Source organism: Thiomonas intermedia (genome assembly GCF_002028405.1).
Lineage (GTDB): Bacteria > Pseudomonadota > Gammaproteobacteria > Burkholderiales > Burkholderiaceae_C > Thiomonas > Thiomonas intermedia.
This window is the reverse complement of record NZ_CP020046.1, coordinates 1,105,579-1,124,940: the sequence shown is the minus strand read 5'-3', so window position 1 is coordinate 1,124,940 and position 19,362 is coordinate 1,105,579. Positions and strand designations below refer to the sequence as shown.

Here is a 19,362-nt window from a genome sequence, read left to right as displayed (position 1 = left end):
GGGCGTTCCGGCTGGCCGTACCGGGGGTGACACAACCCCCGCATTTTTCATAACGACAAGGAGACGCAACATGGCATCACTCACCTCAGAGGCAACAGCGGCGGCGCCGCCTTCGGAGCAGGTCTATCGCCGCATCGGCTGGCGCATCATTCCCTTCCTCATCCTGTGCTACTTCGTCGCCTATCTCGACCGGGTGAACATCGGCTTCGCCCAGTTGCAGATGAAGGGCGATCTGGGCTTTTCCGATGCGGTGTACGGGCTGGGCGCGGGCATCTTTTTCCTCGGCTACTTCGTGTTCGAGGTGCCCAGCAACCTCATTCTTCACCGCGTCGGCGCGCGGGTGTGGATCGCCCGCATCATGATCACCTGGGGCCTGATCTCCGCGGCGACGCTGTTCGTCACCACGCCGACGCAGTTCTACGTGATGCGCTTTCTGCTCGGCGTGGCCGAGGCCGGCTTCTTCCCGGGCATCATCCTCTATCTCACCTATTGGTATCCGGCGGCGCGGCGCAGCCAGATGACCGCCTGGTTCATGAGCGCGGTGCCGCTTTCGGGGCTGGTCGGCGGGCCAGTGTCGGGCTGGATCCTGCACCACTTCCACGGCCACCACGGCTGGGCCGGCTGGCAATGGCTGTTCGTCCTCGAAGGCCTGCCGGCCGTGATCCTGGGCATCGTCACCCTGTTCTATCTCGACAACGGCATCAAGCACGCCAAGTGGCTGAGCGCGGACGAGAAAAACGCGCTGCAATATGCGCTCGATCAGGAGGCGCAGACCAAGCCTTCGCATTCGGCCCTGGAGGGCCTGGCGCAGCCGCGGGTGTGGCTGATGGCACTGATCTATTTTTCCGTGGTCATCGGCCTGTACGGCCTGAGCTTCTGGCTGCCGCTGCTGATCAAGTCCACCGGCGTGACCGATCCGCTGACCATCGGCTGGCTGGTCGCCCTGCCTTACGGCGTGTCGGTGGTAGCGATGATTCTGGTGGGCCGCAGCTCGGACAAACGCCACGAACGACGCTGGCACGTGGCCATACCGGCGCTCATCGGTGCCATCGGCCTGGTGCTGTCCACGTTCTGGAGTACCGACACGACCCTGGCCATGGTGGCGCTGACGCTGGCCACCGTGGGCATCATGGTGGTGCTGCCGCTGTTCTGGGCGCTGCCCAACGCCTTCCTCGCGGGCACCGCGGCCGCGGCCGGCATTGCGCTCATCAATGCCCTGGGTAATCTGGCCGGGTTCTTCGGCCCATCCATCATCGGCTGGGTCAAGCAGACCACCCAGAGCACCAACGGCGGCATTCTGGTGCTGGCCGGATTCATGGTGCTGTGCGCCGTGCTGGTGCTGCTGACGCCGAAGACCAGCAAGTAAGCCCAAAAAAAAGGCGCGCGCGAATCGGTCAGATTCACGCGCGCCCCGGGCGGCGGCAAGCCGATCAGAGTTCGACTTGCAGGCGGGTCGTGTCTTTCACTTCGTCGATCACGGCGAAAGAGCGGGTTTCGCGCACACCCGGCAGATTGGCGATGACGTTGGCCACGAAGGTGCGATAGGCGGCCATGTCGGCCACGCGCACCTTGAGCAGATAGTCGAAGTTGCCGGCCACCATGTGGCATTCGAGAATTTCGGACCGGACCTTGATGGCCGACTGGAATTTCTCGAACGTATCGGGCACCGTGCGGTCGAGCTGCACTTCGACGAACACCATCAGCCCCGCGCCGAGCAGGTTCGGGTTGAGCCGACCTTCGTAGCCGAGGATGAAGCCGTCGCGCGTGAGGCGTTTGACGCGCTCGAGCACCGCCGTGGGCGAAAGATTGACCAGTTGGGCCAGACGCAGATTGGCGATGCGGCCATCTTCCTGCAGCAGATTGAGCAGACGACGGTCGATGCGGTCGATGCCGCCGATTTTTTCACTCATGGCAGGTCTCCTGGAGGATGGCGGGAGACCGTGCTTGGAACAACAGAGAGTTCTTCATGGGCTTGTGGTGAACGGTTGTATTAGTCGAAGTTTGAATTTAGCGCATCAGTGTCATGCAAGTCGTAGTCTAGTGACAATTGCCTGACAAACACCCGGGTCTATGGGGGATGAATCGCGCAAAAAAGGCATTATTGCCGGTGAATCGATGGAATGCATCGATCGATTCCGGTGCTGATGAAATGCACCGCCCATCCCCGCGCCCAGGCGAACGGAACGGGACGATGGCGTAAAAGTGCCCGCCATCACGAGCACTTATTCAGCGTCGCCTTCACTTCGAGACGGTACCGCCGGGCCATGTAACGGGTGCGCCCCGTCATCTCATGGTTTGGCGAGATAGTCGTGCGCCACCCGTCCCAGCCCCAGGGTGAGATCGGTGAGGATGTGCACGCCGGACACCACCTCCAGCACCGGCAGCGCCGACACCGGGGCCAGCGCGTGCGCATGCAGTTCCAGTGCGGCGGGGCCTTCCCAGGCGCCTTTCACCACGAGGTCTTCGAGGTCGTACTGCACCAGTTCGCAGATGCGCGGCGTGCAGTCCACATGCGGAATGATCTTGAGCAGGAAGTTGGGCTGCCGCAGCGAGGCGAGCACCTGGGCCGTGTCGAGCGCCCGGTGCTTGTAGCCCATGGTGCCTGTGGCGATGCGCACCGGGCCGTAATCCAGCGTGCCCACCAGCGTGTCGGCGGCCACGCTCAGTTGCGGCTTGGCGAGCTTTTTGGGAAAACCCCAAATTTCCCGCCCGCCGGCAATGGGCGCCTCGTCGTCGAGATACATCGCAATCTGGAAGGTGGCGGGCTTGCCCTTGTAGCGCACGGGAACGACCTGGCCCGATTCGGTGTAGGCGCCGAATCCGGTGGAATCGGGCATGCGGATGAACTCGAACTTCACCAGGTCGCCCGCGGGCTCCAGCGGCTCGGGAATCATGGCGCGCAAGGCTTGGGCATCGGTGCGGTACGTCACCACGAAAAACTCGCGGTCGATGAAACGGTAGGGGCCGGGCGGATAGGCCGGGCTGCTCAGGGGCATGGAGAAGGCGGATTGGGCGACATCGGCGGCTTTCATGGGGTGTCCTTTCACGGTGGCAATGATGATGATCCGGCATGGAAAAGGATGAACGGGTCATGGGGCCCGCCATGCAAGCGGCTCCCCCTCCCAACCTCCCCCACCCTGTGGGGGAGGAGAAGACTGCGCTGCGCGTGATCTGCGTACGCCCTCCCAACCTCCCCCACCCTGTGGGGGAGGAGAAGACTGCGCTGCGCGTGATCTGCGTACGCCCTCCCAACCTCCCCCACCCTGTGGGGGAGGAGAAGACTGCGCTGCGCGTGATCTGCGTACGCCCTCCCAACCTCCCCCACCCTGTGGGGGAGGAGAAAACAGCGCTGCGCGCGATCTGCGTATGCCCTCCCAACCTCCCCCACAGCGTGGAGGAGGAGTAGAAGGCGCTGCGCGTGATCTGCGTAAGCACCTCCGAGTCTCTCCCACAAGGTGGGGGAAGCGTGTTCGCACCCTCCCCACGGGTGGGGAGGGCCGGGGTGGGGAGCCGCAGCCGCAGCCTCAAACTTCATCATGCCGGGTCCATTGTCAGTGTCGCGGGTCTGGCAAGGGTTCACTGCCGGGCGGGTTTCTTCAGTCTGGTTTCAGTTCCCCGCATAATGGCCGCTCCCCATTTTGAGATAACCCCCATGTCCCGACGATGGATCGCCTGGCTGCTGGCCTGCTCGGCTCTTTCCGGTTGCGGTGTCGTTGCCGCGCCCTGCCGCGTGGCTTCGGCCGGGCTGAAGATGGTGCCCGTGGTCGGCCATGTCGCCGCGGCGCCGACCGATGTGTGCGCCGACGTGATCGACCCTTGAGGATGCCCCCTTGGCACTGATCGCCGCCCTCGATCAAGGCACCTCCAGCTCGCGCGCCCTGATCATCGACGAACACGGCCGGGTGCGCGCCAGCGCGCAGCGCGAGTTTGCCCAGCACTACCCGCAGCCCGGCTGGGTGGAGCACGACCCGCTCGACATCTGGGCCACCCAGAGCGCCACCCTCACCGAAGCCCTGGCCCGCGCCGGGGCTGGCCTGCGCGATCTGGCCGCCATCGGACTCACCAACCAGCGCGAAACCGTGGTGCTATGGGAGCGCGCCTCGGGCAGGCCGCTGGCGAACGCCATCGTCTGGCAAGACCGCCGCACCGCGCAGGTCTGCGCCCAGCTCGCGGCAGACGGCCACGCCCCCCTGCTGCAGGAGCGCACTGGCCTGCTGCCCGACGCCTATTTCTCCGCCACCAAGCTCGCCTGGCTGCTCGACCACATTCCCGGCGCCCGCGCCCGCGCCGAGAAAGGCGAACTGGCCGCAGGCACCATCGACAGCTGGCTGGTCTGGAAACTGAGCGGCGGCGCGGTGCACCTCACCGATGTCAGCAACGCCAGCCGCACCCTGCTGTGCAATCTCCACACCGGCGATTGGGACGACACCCTGCTTGCCCTGCTGCGCGTGCCCCGCGCCGTGCTGCCCGCCATCGTGCCCAACTGCGGCCCGCTGGCCCTCGCCCGTCTCGGCGGGGTGGAGATTCCCATCACCGGCATGGCGGGCGACCAGCAGGCGGCGCTGTTCGGCCAGGCCTGCCTGCAACCTGGCATGGCCAAAAACACCTATGGCACCGGCTGCTTCGCGCTGCAGCACACCGGCACGCAGGCCGTGCGCTCGCAGCAGCGGCTGCTGAGCACCGTGGCGTGGAAGCTCGGCGCCGACCAGCCGCTGCACTACGCCCTCGAAGGTGGCGTGTTCATCGCAGGGGCCGCCGTGCAATGGCTGCGCGACGGTCTCGGGCTGGTGCGCAGTGCACAAGAAGCCCAGCAACTCGCCGACAGCGTGCCTGACAGCGGCGGCGTGCTGCTGGTGCCGGCCTTCACCGGCCTGGGCGCCCCTCACTGGGATGCCCAGGCCCGCGGTCTGCTCATCGGCATCACCCGGGGCACCACGGCGGCGCAGGTGGCGCGGGCCACCATCGACAGCATGGCCTACCAGAGCGCCGAACTCTTCGCCGCCATGCAGGCCGATGTTGCCGCGCAGGGCGGAGAGCCGCTGTGTGAGTTGCGGGTGGACGGCGGCGCCGCCGTCAACGACGCGCTGATGCAGTTCCAGGCCGACCTGCTCGGCGTGCCCGTGGTGCGTCCGGTCCAGGCCGAGAGCACGGCGCTGGGCGCGGCCTATCTGGCCGGGCTGGGCGTGGGGCTATGGCCCGATGCGCAAACCCTCGCCGCGCTCTGGACCCCCGAGCGCCGTTTCGACCCCGCGATGCGCGCCGACGAGCGCGAGGCGCGAATGGCCCGCTGGCGCCGCGCCGTGGATCGCGCCCGCGATTGGGCCGACGACTAGGCCGACGACCAGGCCGACGACGCCTGACGATCGACCAGCCCGTGCCCCGCCGTTCTGCGGCGTGGCGCAGATGTTGCGTTTGCTTTCACCTGAACGGGCGAACCCGGGTGGACAATTTCGATCTCAGTAGAACAAGACGTGCCCGCTGCGCGGCGGACGCACAGGAGAACCACCATGGGTGAATTCAGTATCTGGCATTGGCTCATCGTGCTGCTGATCGTGATCATGATCTTCGGCACCAAAAAGCTCAAAAACATGGGCAGCGACCTCGGTCAGGCCGTGCGCGGCTTCAAGGACGGCATGAAAGAAGCCGACGCGCCCGCGGAGAAGACGGCCGAGCCGGACGCGGCGCCGCCAGCCGCCCCGCCCCAGGTGACCGCCTCGTCCAAATCGCCCCTGGGTACACGCGCCGAGCAGGCGGAAGACATCGCGTTCAAGGCGAAGTAAGCGCCACGGGCCGGTCTTATTGATCCGGCGCGTTGACGTTTGAAACGGCGCCCCACCCCAACCCTCCCCACAAGTGGAGAGGGAGGGAACACGCCTCCCTCATAGGGGGAGGCAGGGATGGGCTTACGCAGATCACGCACAGCGCCTTCTACTCCTTCCCCACAGGGTGGGGGAGGTTGGGAGGGCGTACGCAGATCGCGCGTAGCGCTGTTTACTCCTCCCCCACAGGGTGGGGGAGGTTGGGAGGGGGAGACGCCTGCATGGCGGGCCCCATGACCCGTTCATCCTTCTCCAGGCCGCGGATCAATAGCCCCGCAGACTCAGCCCCGTGCGCTGCCCGCCACCATGTCGAACAACATCAGTCGGCACTCGATCGTGCCGTTGAACAGCACGATGCGGCGGCGCGGTTTGAGGCGCAGCGCCCGGTCCCAGTGCAGATCGGCCGCGAGCAGTCCTACATGCCAGCCGGCGAAGCGCTGCTTCAGCGTGTGCGCGAGCTGGGGGGCGAAGTCCGTGGCGGCAACGCCTTCGGGCGCGATGCGTTCGTTGTACGGAGGATTGCTGATGAGCCAGGCCTGTTGCCCGGAGGGCAGGGCGGCGGCGTCCACCGGGGGTGCGGCGGCGATCACGTCGCCTGCCTGGGCGGCGATCGCGCCCTCCACCCCGGCGCGGCGGGCGTTGTCCAGGGTCATGCGTACATTCGCCGGATCGATGTCGGCCGCGAAGAACTGACCCGGCGCCACCGGCCGCACCGCCTGGCGGGCCTGCTCGCGCAGGGCGGTCCAGGCGTCGGCGTCGAAGCCCTGAAGAACTTCGAAACCGAAGGTGCGATCCAGTCCCGGCGCCCGGTGGGCCGCCATCTGGGCAGCCTCGATGACCAGGGTGCCCGAGCCGCACAGCGGATCGAACAGCACATCGGCCGGCGTCCAGCCCGAGAGCATGAGCAGCCCGGCGGCCAGATGCTCCTTCAGCGGCGCCGCGCCATGCTCGCTGCGCCAGCCGCGCTTGAACAGCGGCTCGCCGCTGGTGTCCAGATAGAGCAGGGCGTCGGCTTCGCGCAAGTGCAGATGGATGCGCACATCCGGGTGGGCGGTGTCCACATCCGGGCGCTCGCCCGTCAGCGCGCGGAAGCGGTCGCAGATGCCGTCCTTCACCCGCAGCGCGGCGAACTTGATGCTTTCCAGGGGGCTGCGCTCGGCCGTCACGTCCACGCGCAAGGCCTGGGTGACGCCGAACCATTTTTCCCAGGCCAGATCGCGGGCCAAGTGATAGATGTCTTCGGCATCGGCATAGCCGCAACGGCCGCCCAGCAGCAAGACGCGGCTGGTCAGACGGCAATGCAGATTCAGCCGCATCGCGTCCGTCAGCGTGCCCTGCACCGGCAGGCCGCCAGGCGCGGGCGCGCCCATCCGCAAGGTAGGGCTGTGCGCGGCCAGCGCCTTGACCTCATCGGCCAGCGCCGTTTCGAGGCCACGCGGGCAGGGCAGAAAAAAATCAAAGGTGCCGAGATTTTGGGGAGTCAGGTCGGGGTTCGAGGCCTGGGCGGCTGAGCCCGACCGGTTCCCACTCCCGCTTTCCCGGCGCTTTTTGTAGACAGAGGAATAGGGCGATTGCATGTCGCCATCGTATGGCCTGCGGCGGTCAGACTCCCCCTCCCAACCTCCCCCACCCTGTGGGGGAGGAGTAGAAGGCGCTGCGCGCGATCGGCGTAAGCCCTCCCAACCTCCCCCACGCTGTGGGGGAGGAGTAGAAGGCGCTGTGCGTGATCTGCGTAAGCCCCTCCCGGCTTCCCCGCGACGTCGGGGAGGCGTGTTCTCTCCCTCCCCATGGGTGGGGAGGGTTGGGGTGGGCATCGCTCTCTCAGCCTTCCCCACTTTGTGGGGGAGGCGTGTTCTCTCCCTCCCCATGGGTGGGGAGGGTTGGGGTGGGGAGTCGGTGGCCGCCCGTCAACCCAGCATGAGCAAACCCGCGCCACCGTAAGCCAGGCCCAGCACGCCGACGGTCAGCCACGCCCAGGCTTGCCAGCGCAGAGTGCGCGTCAGGTCGTCGTGCGGTTCGGTGGTGAGCAGAAACAGGCGCTTGTCCTTCGGCCTTCTGAGCACATGCGTCTGCGGCTGCACGGCGCGTTCGCGGCGCTCGGCCTCGACGGCTGCTGCGGCCTGCTGGCGCAGCTGCTCAAACTCGGCCATGTCCAGCGCGCCGTCCCCGTTGGAGTCGAAGGCGCGGCGCTGTTGCGGGTCGGCCTTCCACGCGGCGATGCGCTCGCGCACCTCGGCGTGGCTTGAGACCTGCAAGGGCGAGAGGCTGGCAAACCAGCCCAGGGCATACAGCGTCTGCCCGGGCAGGATGAGATGCTCGGTGTAGCGATGGTCGTTGTCGCCAGTCATCATCACCTCGCTGGTGCCGGGAATGACCTGCGCGGTGGAGCCCGTCCAGGTGCGCCGGGTGAGGGCGCGCACCTCGGCGCCTTCGGGGTCGATGATGCAGCGCCCCGTATCGTCGTCGAGCCAGAACTGGGTCGTGCTGACGCCCTGCTGCTCGACCGACCAATTGCGGTTGCTGTCGCGGTCGCGCTTTTCGATCTTGAAGCGATACCAGCAGCAGGGCGTGCGGGAGAGGGGCGAGAACAGCGGCGCATCGGGCGGCAGCGCCTGTCCGATCAATTCCGCATAGCCCTGCGACGCCGAGCGGATGCGCGCCGTAGGCATGTCTTCCATCGCCCGGCGGCGGCGCTGCAGGCGGAAAAACTGCACCACGCCGCCCGCCCCCAGCACGAGGGCAAACGCCAGCACCTGCCCGGGCGCCCCGCCGGGCGACAGACCGCTCAGCATCACGAAGCCGCGAACAGACCCTTCAGATCCACATCGGCCCGCTCGCCCGACGCCACCTTGAACAGCTCCGCCGGGCCGAAGGCCAGCAGCCGCGCCACGATCAGATCGGGGAACTGGTCGATGCGCACATTGTTCGCATTGACCGCCGCGTTGTAGAACTCGCGCCGGTCGGCAATGTTCTCTTCCAGACCGCTGATGCGTGCCTGCAGATGCTGGAAAGCCTCGTTGGTTTTCAGATCGGGGTAGGCCTCCGCCACCGCGAACAAGGCCCCCAGCCCGCTGCGCAGCGCCCCCTCGGCGCGGCCCAGGCTGCGCACATCGCCCGCCTCGCGCGCCTGCTGCACCTGCGACCGCGCGCGCACCACGCGCTCCAGCGTCTCCTGCTCAAAATGCATCGACTGCCGGCACACCTCCACCAGCTTGGGCAGCTCATCGTGGCGCTGCTTGAGCAGCACATCGATATTCGCCCAAGCCTGCGTGATGGCATGCTTGAGATTCACCAGATTGTTGTAAATCATCACGCCGTAAAACAGCAGCGCGACGAGCAGGGCAATGACGACGAGGGAGGTAATCATGGACGGGGCCGGTTGAAACGGGATGTTTCGGAGTTTACGTTTCGCGGCTGAAACAACGCCGTTCCGGCGATGCCGCCGCCAGCCAGTGTTGCGCCGTCATCACACTGGGTAGCCTGGCCCTGTTCACTCCAATGCCGATTTGCGCCCCGAGCGCTGCCCACGCCGCAACGCCTTGTTGCTCTTGCGATGCGCCCCCGCCTTGCGCTGCAGCGCTGCCGCCACCAGCGGGTTGCGTGGCGAAGTAGCGGGCAGCTTGATCGTCTGCGCCCGGGCGCGTTTGCGGGAAAGTTTCATGCGATGTACAAGACGATGTATGCCGTCTGCGTCGCCATGCCCGCATTCAAGCCGCTGCTGCCGCGCCGGGTGGGGGCACGTCCTCGAACACCTGTGCGACTGGCAGCGTCAGGCCCACGCTGGCGAACTCCGCTGCGTCCTGCGGGCCGTAGGGGTAGAGCACCCAGTGGTTGCTCGCATCGCGCCGGTACACCTCGACGCCAGGGCTTTCGGGGTCGATCAGCACATACTCCTGCAAGCTCGGCAGGCTGCGGTAGGCCGCAAACTTCGCGCCTCGGTCATACGCGGCCGTCGTTGGCGACAGCACTTCGGCCACCAGCACCGGCTCGGCCTTGTCCTGCGGCCGCAGCGCATCGGCCGTCGAGCAGGTGACGAACACATCAGGGTAGAAATACGCATCGGCTGCAGCCATGTGCAGTTTCATGTCGGCAATGTAAGTGCGGCAGGGCGTGCCGCGCAGATGGGCGCGCAAGGCGACAAACAGATTTCCAGCGACTGTCACATGCGCATCGCTCGCACCCGCCATGGCGAACGCTTCACCGCCGACGAACTCATGCTTTTCCGTCTGCGTGACCTCCCAGGCCAGGTAGTCTTCTGCGCTGAACTTGGGTTGAGGAACCGCGGTCATGGCCATACTCCTTGCTCGTGTGCGTGCGATTGTAGAAAGCGGCCCCGGCAGGGCCATTGATCCGGTATGGACAAGGATGATCGGCGCATGGGCAAGACAATCCGACGTCCCCTCCCCCTCCCAGCCTCCCCCACGCAGTGGGAGAGGAGTGTTCTCTCCCTCCCCAGACGTGGGGAGGGTTGGGGTGGGGCGAAGTGCTCGCCCGAGCCCGTTTGCGGCAGCATTTCATCAGCGAAGCGTCCGTGCTCTATGCTTGCGGCGTCTGCCTCGGCGCGCACCAAAACGCCGCCCGCCGTGATGAATGCAAAGGACAGTGTGCCATGCCGCCCCAAGCCGCGAAAAGAACCCGCCTCAGCATCGACGACTACCTCGCCGGCGAGCGCGACGCCGAAACCCGCCACGAATACCTCGACGGCGAGGTCTACGCCATGAGCGGAGCCAGCCGCCGCCATGCCCTGATCGTCACCGCAATGACCTTCGCGCTCACCCCGCATGCCCGCCAGCGCCGCTGCCAGCTCTTCACCAACGACATGAAGCTGCGCCTTGAAGTGGCCGGCGCAACCATCTTCTACTACCCCGACCTCATGATCGCCCGCGACTCGGAAGACCGCGCCTCTTACTACCTCACCCGCCCCTGCCTCGTCGCCGAAGTGCTCAGCCCCGGCACCGAGCGCATCGACCGCCGCGAAAAACTGCTGTCCTACATCAGCCTGCCCAGCGTGCAAGAGGTGCTGCTGGTGGCGCAAGACCAGCCCCTGCTCGAACTCCATCGCCGCGCCAACGGCTGGAAAGTCGAACGCGGCGACCAAGGCAGCCTGCACCTGGACTGCCTCGATGCCGAACTGGCGGTCGAGCAGGTGTATGCGGATGTGGATTGGGCGCAGGGCTAGGCCAAGGCGCAATGCTTATGCGAGCTGACAGCGCCTTGGCCCGCCGCGGCCTGATCCAAGGCCGCGTCCACTGAGACCCATGCGCGGCCCCATCGCCCGCGCCACCGTGCGCACCAGCGCCGTATTCGGCCTGCGGCTGCTGGCGCAGGCGGGCACGCTGCTGGTGGTGGCGCGGCTACTCGGGCCGCATGCCTACGGCGCATTCGCCGGTGTGGCCGCGCTGGCGGTGTTGATGGGTTCGCTGTCCACCTTTGGCACGCATCTGGTGTTACTGCGCGAGGTGTCACGCGAGCCGCGGCGTCGCGCCGCAGTCCTGCCATTTGCGCTTGGCACGACGCTGCTGTGTGGCAGCGCGCTGCTGATGTTGTACCTCCTGCTCACCCTTACCCTGTTCGCCCAAGCCGACATCGCTTTCACCGTGCTGCTTGCGCTCGGCATCACCGAACTGCTGCTGCAACCCCTGCTCAACCAGCCCAGCGCCGAACTGCAGGGGCATGGGCGCATCGCCACCGCGCAGATGCTCAGCACGCTGCCGCTGATCCTGCGCCTGGGGGCCGCGCTGGCCGTGGGGGCGCTGCAGCCGACCGACCCGCTGGCGGCCTACGCCTGGGGCTACCTTGCCGCTTCGGCGCTGACGCTGCTCCTGGCCACGCGCACACTTCAGGAAGCCTGGCCCGCATGGCGTACCTGGCGGCTGCCGCGTCGCGCCGACCTGCGTGACGCCGCTGGCTATGCCGCGCTCAACCTTACCGCCAGCGGACCGGCCGAACTCGACAAGACCCTGGCCGCCGCATTGCTGCCGCTGGCCGCGGCTGGCGTGTACGCCGCAGGGGCTCGGGTCATCGGCGCAATCACCCTGCCCGTGATCGCCATGATGCTCGCCACCCTGCCGCGCCTGTTCCGAGAGGCCGAAACCGACCACGCCCGCTCCGGCCGCCTGCTGCGCTGGGTGTTTGCCAGCGCCTTCGGCTACAGCGTGCTGCTGGCCGCCGCGCTGTGGCTGGCCGCGCCGCTGTTCGATGTACTGTTCGGCGCCCGCTACGCGGGACTGGGCGACACCCTGCGGTGGCTGACCCTGGCCGTGCCCGGCATGGCCCTGCGCATCACCGCAGGCAGCGCCCTGATGGCCCTGGGCAAACCGTGGATGCGCGTGGGCTTCGAGTTGGGTGGGCTGGCCGTGTTGACGCTTGCGGCGTTTATCTTCACCACATACGCCCAGCCCCACGCCATGCCGCTGGCGCTTGCTTGCGCGGAATCCATCATGGCCCTGACAGGGCTCATCATGATCATCATGTTTCAACAACGAACGACTGAGAGAATGTCCCGTGCAGCCTGAACACTATCTCCGCATTCGTGCGGCGGCGAACGCGGTTGCCGCCGCTAGCCACTCGAAACTTCCGCACACGCTTTGTCGCCGTCTGTTTGCACGCGTCAAAGCCGAAGTCGAGATCGGCGATTTCAACGGCTCACAGCGGATGCGGCTCGATCTGTCCGAACACATGCAGCGGCGCATTTTCTGGATGGGACATTACAGTCGGGATGTGGTCGCCACATTGCAATGGCTCCTGCAGCCTGGCATGCACTTTGTCGATATCGGCGCAAACATCGGTGAAATCACGCTCACAGCCGGGAAAATCGTGGGGGCCTATGGGTCGGTCACGGCTTTCGAGCCGGTCGATTCCATAGCCGGCAAGCTCGCACAGCATCTTCTCTGGAACGATTTAACCTGGTGCACGCTGGAGCGCCTGGCGTTATCGGACCATCAAGGAAGCGCCGAAATTTTCGCCTCGACGGGTAACAATGGCACCTGGGACCCGCACGACGGGCTGGCCAGCCTGCACAACATCGATCAAAGTCGCGCTCCAGTGCAACAGGTGCGCCTTGACACTCTTGATCACTACTTTCTCGAACATCCGATCAGAGCACTCGATGGCATCAAAATCGATATCGAAGGGGCAGAACTCGAATGTTTGCGCGGCGCGGAAGCTACGCTGCGTAGTTATCAACCCTGGTTGATCGTCGAGGTGCAATCCCAGACCAGCGCTGCCGCAGGCTATGAGCAGCGGCAGATTCTTGATTTCCTCACAGGTCTCGGCTACCAGTTCTATAAGACGGGAAATGCGCGCCCCCATGCTATTGCTGCGAATGATCTGTCAGCGATCCAGAATGTGCTTTGTCTGCACAAAATGCAGATTTCTAAAATTATTGAATAAATGATATTAAAAATTCAGGAGATCTATAATGGGTTGGTCGCGAGGTGCGCTTGAATCAATAAAATCCTGTCCTGCATGCGGGGTAACAATTAGAGATGAAGGACGAACGTATAAGCGCCGCGATGACGACGGCAAGATGCCTGATGTCTGGACAATGCATTATTGCGAAAACTGCCATTCGATTTATTTAAATCCACGCCCTGATGCAACGTCTCTTCCTGCGGCGTACGAAGATTATCTAACGCATGTAGAACAAAATACATATGAGGAAATTTATTCTAGAACTGGTATTTTTTGGACTTTAGTTCGAGGTTACTTGAGGGGGGGCTTTAATATTGATTTTGATAGTTCTTGTAAGTGGGGATATTTAATAATCAGGTCATTCCCGCCAGCGAGACAGAAATTGGATCGCTTTTGCCGGAATTTAAATCTGAATAGATTGCGGGGCTTTGGTAGATTATTGGATGTTGGTTGTGGCAATGGCGCATTTTTAGCGTTCGCGGAAAAAATGGGCTGGAAAGCTGAAGGGGTCGAGCCTGATCCTGTAGCGGCTAACTTATGTGCGGAAAAAGGGCTGGATGTGCGTTGTGGCTTCATCGATGAAATGGATGATCGTCAAGGTGTTTACGATGTTCTGACCATGAATCATGTTATTGAGCATGCTGCCAACCTTGATCACATAATGATCAAATCATTTGCTTTGCTTCGTCCTGGTGGATTGTTGTGGATAGCTTTGCCAAATCCAAATGGTCTTGGATTAAAGATGTTTGGTGCTGCTTTCAGCGCATTGCATCCACCATATCATTTGTGTTTGTATAGTCAGAGATCGCTGCGCGATGCGATGCATCGAGCTGGCTTTGATGGGGTTCGGGTGATCCGGCGCGGCTTTCACGCGAGGGTGCACTGGCGGGATAGTCTTAAGATATCCAAAAAATATAGTCTGGCTATCCCGCATGCTCAGATTCGATATGTGGTTCGTTGGATAAGCGATTTTCTTTCTGTATTTACGCCGCGATGGTCTGAAGAAACTGTTATAATTGCCTACCGCCCAATAAATTCTTAGGACTATGATTGAGTTCATTCAACACATTGGCCCATTGCTCAGTACTTTCCTCGGTCGAAAAGCATGAAGCGCGATTCTGCAATTCGGCCGAGTCAATCCAAAATTTGCGTCTCATTGTTCCTTGTAGCGCTTCTGCAAGAGCGCGGGTGTTCTCCACCGGTACCAATTGACCAATGCGCCCGCTCTGAAGAATTTCGCGCGGCCCTTGCGGGCAATCAGTAGCGATGACCTGCGCGCCATGCAGCATGGCTTCGACAAGCACGAGGCCAAACCCTTCATGACGCGAGGGAAGAACGAACACATCCGCATGGTCAAGAGCGGAGGCCGGATCAGTGGTGTAGCCGTGCAGTGTGATGCGATCCTGCAGACCATGCCGCTGAATGCTTTGCTGCAACACAGCGCGCAGCGGGCCGTCACCGTAAATGTCGATTTGCCAAGGGGGCGAAGCAGGCAACAGGCCTGCGGCCTTGATCAAAACATCGAATCCCTTTTGCTCAGTCAACCGGCCCAGCCCGACGATCCGCCATGGCCCGGCATGGCGCTCGCGCTGCCGTGGGTTCTGCAAGCAGTGGGCAATTTGTACCTTGGTCGCTACTGGGTTGTAGATCGTGCGTGTGTAGCTTGCCGCACTCGGGCAGCATGCTTTCACTTCGGCTTCAATGCCCTTTGAAACGCAAACAATGGCATCCACCCGGGGATACAGCAGGCGGTCGAGCTGCCGGTTCAGCAGGTAGCGCAAAAGGCCGATCATGCCTGGACGGCGATTGGCGAAAGCATGTGTGTTGTGGATGCCATGAATGATCGGCACCTTAGCCTTTCCCCGGCGCCGTGCGATCCAAGTCAGCAGCCCAATGTCGGTGAAGGCGGTGATGATGTGTGTGGGCTGGGCGGTATCGATCAGCGCCGTGAGCCGGGGGATGAATTGCCACAGGCTTACGTCGGTCAAAATATCCACTGAGGCAAAAACCTGTTGTGCCTCGGCCAGCATTTCGCCTTCGGCGCGGCGCAAGGCCAGCCGACACTCGGCACCGCGCTGCCGCAGTGCAGTGGCTAAGTTGAGCGTCACCCGCTCGACACCACCACCTACCATGCGCGGCAGGACAAACAGAATTTTCATGGCATGTCTGATCTGCGCACTCAGAGCCTTGTGCGTGGCAAGGTGTTGAGGGCCTGATTTTCGCAGGCTGCGGCCAGAGACGACAGGGCTTCGCTAGCAATTGCGGCCCACTCCATCCCTGCTGGCGGATCGACCCGCTTTTGATCGCGCAGTTGTCTGACGATGGCGTCTGCAAGCGCTGCCGGATTTTGCGGCGGAGCAAGGTAGGGATCCAGTTCAGCGGCTTGCGCGGGAAAGTTATCGAGCAGATTCGGTGTTCGAGTGGCGACCAGTGGGCGCCTGCAGGCCATGATCTCCCCAAATTTGATAGATGATGCGGCGTCGAGAAAGGGCGAGCGCCGGTAGGGAACGGCGACAACATCAACCGCTGCCAAGGCCCAAGGAATTTGCTCGTGGTCCAGGTTGCCCAGGTAGTGAACACCGGGCGCATCGAATGTGATTTCGGCGTCAGCTTTTCCGGCAAGTATCAGTTCAACGGAGCTGTCGATGCTTCGCACGATTCGCATTGCCTCGATGAGATCGGGCAGCCCACGTTCGCGATTGAGCGCTCCGAAATAGCCTACCAATGGCGTCGCTGTGGGTAGATCGAAGCATTGGCGTGCCGCGCCCATCTTGTGCGCAGTGAAGTGATCTAAGTCGATCCCGTTCATGATGAGTGCATCACCTCGGTTGGGATTGCCGAGTTGTCCCAATAATCGGCGGCTGGCAAACCAGCAACGGTCTGCATGCTGAAGGAGAAAACCGAACAGGTTCCAGCCGAGGGGTTTGCGATAGCCCGTGAATTCGTCGTACTTGTCGTACACATCAAACACGAAATGAGCGCCAATCGATCGGGCAAGTAGCCAGCCGAGCAGGCCAATGTAAGCATCGCCACTGGCGACGATGTGCGTGGGGCGCTCACTGCCGCGCAGACGGCTTGCGAGGGTGCTCAAGGTGGCCGCGAACCAAGCAGGTCCGCGCAGTGGGGTGCTGTCGATAGGCAAAGCGCCTTGCGTCTGCTGGACACGTTGTTTGCTGTGGTAATCGATCAACCAGAGCCGTGTATCGATACCCTGCTGTGCCCAGTGGCGAGGAAGCTGATAGATGCGACCATAGTGGTCCAGCAGCGTATCGCGGTTGGTGTAGAAGCGCTTGCCAATGAATAGCACCCGCATCAGCGTTTTCCCCTGATCAGGGCTGCAACGACTCGCCGCCCAAACACATCCCAAGCAAACGGGGCCGCGAAGTTGCGAATCACGTTTTGGGCCATCGGTCGATCGGTGAGGTGCAAGACCGCAGCCGCCAGCGCGTTCCCGTCATTGGGGCTGACGGTCGTTCCGCTGACGCCCTCGGCCACGGCATCCACCACCCCGCCTGTGGCGTATCCCGCGGTGGGTAAGCCATGCGCAGCCGCCTCGACGGCGACCATCCCGAAGCCTTCGGGGTCGTTGGGGATGTCGCGCACCGGAAACACATGCACATCGGCACCGGCGTAGGCATCGGCCAGATCGCGGCCGAACAATGTGCCCAGAAACCGCACCCTCCCGCCCACGCCGGCCGCATCGGCGGCGGACTGGATGCTTTGCGGGGTTTGCGCTTCGGCGTAGAGAGCATTGGCTGGCACGTCGCCGACGATGAGCAGTTGCACATCGGGCCGTACGGCGGCGATGCGTGGCAGCACGTCGCGCACGAATTCGCGCAGGCCCTTGCGCGCGGTTAGTCGGCCTACGGACAGCAGCACTGGCGCATCGCCGAGCTGGTGCTGGGCGCGAAAGCGCGCCCGCGCCTGCGGATCGGGCGGCGGAATCTCCACGCCGGGGTGGACGACGTGGATGCGCGCCGGGGTGATGCCGATGCCTTCGGCCAGTCGCGCCGTGGGGCGGCTGTTGGCGATGATCACGTCCATGCATCGCAGCGCTGGCCGCCACAGCGCGCGGTACACCGGATGCGGCACGGTGAGGTCCAGCCCGTGCACGTACACGGCCCTACGCGCCTTGCAGGCACGGGCCGCCCACCAGACCAGGGGCGCAGTGAGGCCGCTGCCAGCGAGCACGATGTCGGGCTTCCATTCGCGCGCTTCATGCCGGGCCAAGGTGGCTGTCCTGAGCAGAAAGAGCCATAGCGGCTTGAGGGGCGCCTCTCGAACGGCTACGCCGTGTGGGGCGTGTTGCGCCGCACCGACAGGCGCCACGATCCGCACGTCGAGGCTTTTGGACAACTCTGCCGCCATATGCCAGTTCAACCGCTCCATACCTCCCCAAAGGGGAGGGAAATTGCGGGTCACAAGCAGCAGTTTTTGGCGTGTTTCACTCATCGGGTGCCATTTCTCGCGGGGCATCTGTTCTGATTTGATCGTCTCCACGTGACCGGCAGCGCAGCGATTTTGTCTCCGTCAGCCTGGTCATTCGATGTTTTTTCAGCGCACCACACCCACGCCCGCGGCCATGGCCGCCTGCATCAACGCGTCGTCTTGCGTCGCGATGGGTAGTTGCAGCCGCAAGGCGAGTTCGAGGTAAGCGGCGTCATAGCTGGTGAGATCGAATCGCAGAGCGAGCGCGAGGAGCGCCGAAGATGATGACGGCGCCGTGTCAATCGTGATGGGCAGCGTGTTGATTTCCGCGCTGATTTCCTGCGCCCGTTGTGCCACGATAGCGCCGCGCTTGCATGCCGTGCGCAGCACATTGGCGAGTTCCAAGGGCCACAGCCCTGGCGCAAAAGCCGTGTCGTCGAGCAGGCGCTGCGCCACGACTTCGGTGTAGGGCGTGGCCTGATTGGAGAGAAACCAACCGCAGACGACCGAGTTGTCGATGACGAAAGGCATCAGCGTGCGCCTTCGCGGGATAGCGCCTTGATGTCGCCTTCGAGTCGAACCTCGTCGCGCCAGGTGCGCAAACGCGAAAAGCTGGCGGCGATGCGGCGCCTGGCCTCCGCCTTGCCTTGTTTGACCACCGGCTCGGCGATGAGCCGGGCGACAGCGGTTCCGCGCCGGGTGATGGAGACGACCTCCCCCTGCTCAGCAGCCACCAGCAGTTCAGAGAACCGGTTTTTGGCTTCATAGACTGGGACGATTTTCATGGGGCGCTCGCTGCGTGAGATGGCTAGCTCGATTTTAGCCGCTCAACCATCACGCTTGTACGTCAGATTGGTGATCTGCTCCGAGATCAGCCCGATGAGAAAAACGATCACGCCGGCGCTGAGCAGCAGGGCGCTCATATTGGTGAAACGTCCTTCGGTGGCGTAGGTGTAGCCGTACCAGCCCAGGCCGAGCAGTGTGAACCCCGCCGCCACCGGCGCGAACAGCTTGAGCGGCGAATACAGCGTGGCAATCTTGAAAATGATGAGCAGGAAGCGCACCCCGTCGCGCAAGGGGCGGATGTGGCTGGTCCCCACGCGCCTGGCCGCCACGATGGGCACATAGGCCACCGGATACGCGCTGCGGAAAAACGCCATGGTGCTGGTCGTCGGGTAGGAAAACCCGTTGGGCAGCAGATGAATGAACTCCAGAAACTTGTCGGCGCGCGCGGCGCGGAAGCCGCTGGTCAGATCGCGCACGGGGTGATTGGTCATCCAGCTTGCCAGGCGGTTGTACAGGCCGTTGGCCAGGCCCCGGCCCACGCTGGCCTGAGAGCCATCGCCCCGCGCGCCCACGGCCATGTCGTAGCCTTCGTCCAGCTTGGCGAGAAGGCGGGGGATGTCGGCGGGGTCGTGCTGCCCGTCCGCGTCCATGAACACCAAGACCTCGCCTTGCGCAGCGCGAGCGCCCGTCTTGATGGCGGCGCCATTGCCCATGCCGTAGGGCTTGCTGATGACTTGCGCTCCGGCCTGCGCGGCCACGGCCGCGGTGGCATCGGTCGAGCCGTCGTTCACCACGATGATTTCGGCTTCGGGGTAGAGGCCCCGGATGCGCGCCACCGTCTGCCCCACGGCGCCCGCTTCGTTGCGTGCGGGGAGAACGATGGAAAGCCGGGGCGGGTGGGTCGTCATGGCGGAGC

At 63.9% G+C, this 19,362-nt stretch carries 21 protein-coding genes; 8 read left to right on the top strand and 13 right to left on the bottom strand.

Annotated elements, in window-relative coordinates; all coding sequences use genetic code 11:
- Window positions 1-70 precede the first annotated feature (70 nt).
- A complete protein-coding gene (locus tag BVH73_RS05240; RefSeq protein ID WP_079416722.1) occupies window positions 71-1,366 on the top strand; it encodes an MFS transporter in 1,296 nt (431 codons plus the stop codon).
- 64 nt (window positions 1,367-1,430) lie between these two features.
- Here BVH73_RS05240 and BVH73_RS05235 read toward each other — a convergent pair whose 3' ends face one another.
- Both BVH73_RS05235 and BVH73_RS05230 read right to left on the bottom strand, forming a co-directional pair.
- Window positions 1,431-1,910, bottom strand: a complete 480-nt coding sequence (locus BVH73_RS05235; protein WP_079416720.1) for an Lrp/AsnC ligand binding domain-containing protein — start codon at window positions 1,908-1,910, stop codon at window positions 1,431-1,433.
- A 378-nt stretch (window positions 1,911-2,288) separates the two neighbouring features.
- Entirely contained in the window at window positions 2,289-3,032 is a 744-nt protein-coding gene (locus tag BVH73_RS05230) for an acetoacetate decarboxylase (protein ID WP_079416718.1), read from the bottom strand.
- Between the two features lie 620 nt (window positions 3,033-3,652).
- Between BVH73_RS05230 and BVH73_RS15705 the strand changes: the two genes are divergently transcribed.
- The 3 genes from BVH73_RS15705 (at window position 3,653) to tatA (ending at window position 5,780) form a co-directional block, all read left to right on the top strand.
- Window positions 3,653-3,820 (top strand): DUF6726 family protein, encoded by a 168-nt coding sequence (locus BVH73_RS15705; protein ID WP_179947961.1) that lies wholly within the window; start codon window positions 3,653-3,655, stop codon window positions 3,818-3,820.
- Window positions 3,821-3,830: 10 nt separating this feature from the next.
- Window positions 3,831-5,333 carry a glycerol kinase GlpK gene (gene glpK, locus BVH73_RS05220; protein WP_079416714.1) on the top strand — a complete coding sequence of 501 codons (1,503 nt, stop codon included), beginning with the start codon at window positions 3,831-3,833 and terminating at the stop codon, window positions 5,331-5,333.
- 174 nt (window positions 5,334-5,507) lie between these two features.
- The gene (gene tatA, locus BVH73_RS05215; protein WP_079416712.1) at window positions 5,508-5,780 is read left to right on the top strand and encodes a Sec-independent protein translocase subunit TatA; all 273 of its coding nucleotides are present in this window, start codon (window positions 5,508-5,510) and stop codon (window positions 5,778-5,780) included.
- A 320-nt stretch (window positions 5,781-6,100) separates the two neighbouring features.
- On the opposite strand, the gene BVH73_RS05210 is transcribed toward tatA, so the two are convergent.
- From BVH73_RS05210 to BVH73_RS05195, 5 genes are all read right to left on the bottom strand, one after another.
- A complete protein-coding gene (locus BVH73_RS05210) occupies window positions 6,101-7,396 on the bottom strand; it encodes a THUMP domain-containing class I SAM-dependent RNA methyltransferase (RefSeq protein WP_079416710.1) in 1,296 nt (431 codons plus the stop codon).
- Window positions 7,397-7,726: 330 nt separating this feature from the next.
- The gene (locus BVH73_RS05205) at window positions 7,727-8,611 is read right to left on the bottom strand and encodes a GIDE domain-containing protein (RefSeq protein WP_079416708.1); all 885 of its coding nucleotides are present in this window, start codon (window positions 8,609-8,611) and stop codon (window positions 7,727-7,729) included.
- The gene (locus BVH73_RS05200) at window positions 8,611-9,186 is read right to left on the bottom strand and encodes a LemA family protein (protein ID WP_079416705.1); all 576 of its coding nucleotides are present in this window, start codon (window positions 9,184-9,186) and stop codon (window positions 8,611-8,613) included. Before BVH73_RS05200 ends, BVH73_RS05205 begins: the two co-directional genes overlap by 1 nt.
- Window positions 9,187-9,309: 123 nt before the next feature.
- Window positions 9,310-9,480 (bottom strand): hypothetical protein, encoded by a 171-nt coding sequence (locus BVH73_RS15920; RefSeq protein ID WP_169836754.1) that lies wholly within the window; start codon window positions 9,478-9,480, stop codon window positions 9,310-9,312.
- Between the two features lie 46 nt (window positions 9,481-9,526).
- Window positions 9,527-10,108: a Uma2 family endonuclease gene (locus BVH73_RS05195; protein ID WP_079416703.1), complete on the bottom strand. Its 582-nt coding sequence runs from the start codon at window positions 10,106-10,108 to the stop codon at window positions 9,527-9,529.
- A gap of 320 nt (window positions 10,109-10,428) precedes the next feature.
- Here BVH73_RS05195 and BVH73_RS05190 point away from each other — a divergent pair, with 320 nt between their 5' ends.
- The 4 genes from BVH73_RS05190 (at window position 10,429) to BVH73_RS05175 (ending at window position 14,274) form a co-directional block, all read left to right on the top strand.
- On the top strand, window positions 10,429-10,998 hold the full coding sequence (locus tag BVH73_RS05190; protein ID WP_079420356.1) for a Uma2 family endonuclease: 570 nt from the start codon (window positions 10,429-10,431) through the stop codon (window positions 10,996-10,998).
- 79 nt (window positions 10,999-11,077) lie between these two features.
- The gene (locus tag BVH73_RS05185; RefSeq protein WP_079416701.1) at window positions 11,078-12,334 is read left to right on the top strand and encodes a lipopolysaccharide biosynthesis protein; all 1,257 of its coding nucleotides are present in this window, start codon (window positions 11,078-11,080) and stop codon (window positions 12,332-12,334) included.
- Window positions 12,324-13,211 carry an FkbM family methyltransferase gene (locus BVH73_RS05180; RefSeq protein ID WP_079416699.1) on the top strand — a complete coding sequence of 296 codons (888 nt, stop codon included), beginning with the start codon at window positions 12,324-12,326 and terminating at the stop codon, window positions 13,209-13,211. Before BVH73_RS05185 ends, BVH73_RS05180 begins: the two co-directional genes overlap by 11 nt.
- A 136-nt stretch (window positions 13,212-13,347) precedes the next feature.
- Window positions 13,348-14,274 carry a class I SAM-dependent methyltransferase gene (locus tag BVH73_RS05175; protein WP_218919049.1) on the top strand — a complete coding sequence of 309 codons (927 nt, stop codon included), beginning with the start codon at window positions 13,348-13,350 and terminating at the stop codon, window positions 14,272-14,274.
- Here the strand turns inward: BVH73_RS05175 and BVH73_RS05170 are convergent.
- From BVH73_RS05170 to BVH73_RS05145, 6 genes are all read right to left on the bottom strand, one after another.
- On the bottom strand, window positions 14,243-15,391 hold the full coding sequence (locus BVH73_RS05170) for a glycosyltransferase (RefSeq protein WP_079416695.1): 1,149 nt from the start codon (window positions 15,389-15,391) through the stop codon (window positions 14,243-14,245). The genes BVH73_RS05175 and BVH73_RS05170 overlap by 32 nt on opposite strands.
- Window positions 15,392-15,411: 20 nt before the next feature.
- Window positions 15,412-16,545: a glycosyltransferase gene (locus BVH73_RS05165; protein ID WP_079416693.1), complete on the bottom strand. Its 1,134-nt coding sequence runs from the start codon at window positions 16,543-16,545 to the stop codon at window positions 15,412-15,414.
- Window positions 16,545-17,684: a glycosyltransferase family 4 protein gene (locus tag BVH73_RS05160; RefSeq protein WP_079416691.1), complete on the bottom strand. Its 1,140-nt coding sequence runs from the start codon at window positions 17,682-17,684 to the stop codon at window positions 16,545-16,547. Before BVH73_RS05160 ends, BVH73_RS05165 begins: the two co-directional genes overlap by 1 nt.
- 102 nt (window positions 17,685-17,786) lie before the next feature.
- Complete coding sequence (locus BVH73_RS05155) at window positions 17,787-18,191, bottom strand: type II toxin-antitoxin system VapC family toxin (RefSeq protein ID WP_079416689.1); 405 nt, start codon at window positions 18,189-18,191, stop codon at window positions 17,787-17,789.
- On the bottom strand, window positions 18,191-18,445 hold the full coding sequence (locus BVH73_RS05150; RefSeq protein ID WP_079416687.1) for a type II toxin-antitoxin system Phd/YefM family antitoxin: 255 nt from the start codon (window positions 18,443-18,445) through the stop codon (window positions 18,191-18,193). Before BVH73_RS05150 ends, BVH73_RS05155 begins: the two co-directional genes overlap by 1 nt.
- A gap of 42 nt (window positions 18,446-18,487) precedes the next feature.
- Window positions 18,488-19,354, bottom strand: coding sequence for a glycosyltransferase family 2 protein (locus tag BVH73_RS05145; RefSeq protein WP_079416685.1), 867 nt, complete (start codon window positions 19,352-19,354; stop codon window positions 18,488-18,490).
- Between the last annotated feature and the right edge of the window lie 8 nt (window positions 19,355-19,362).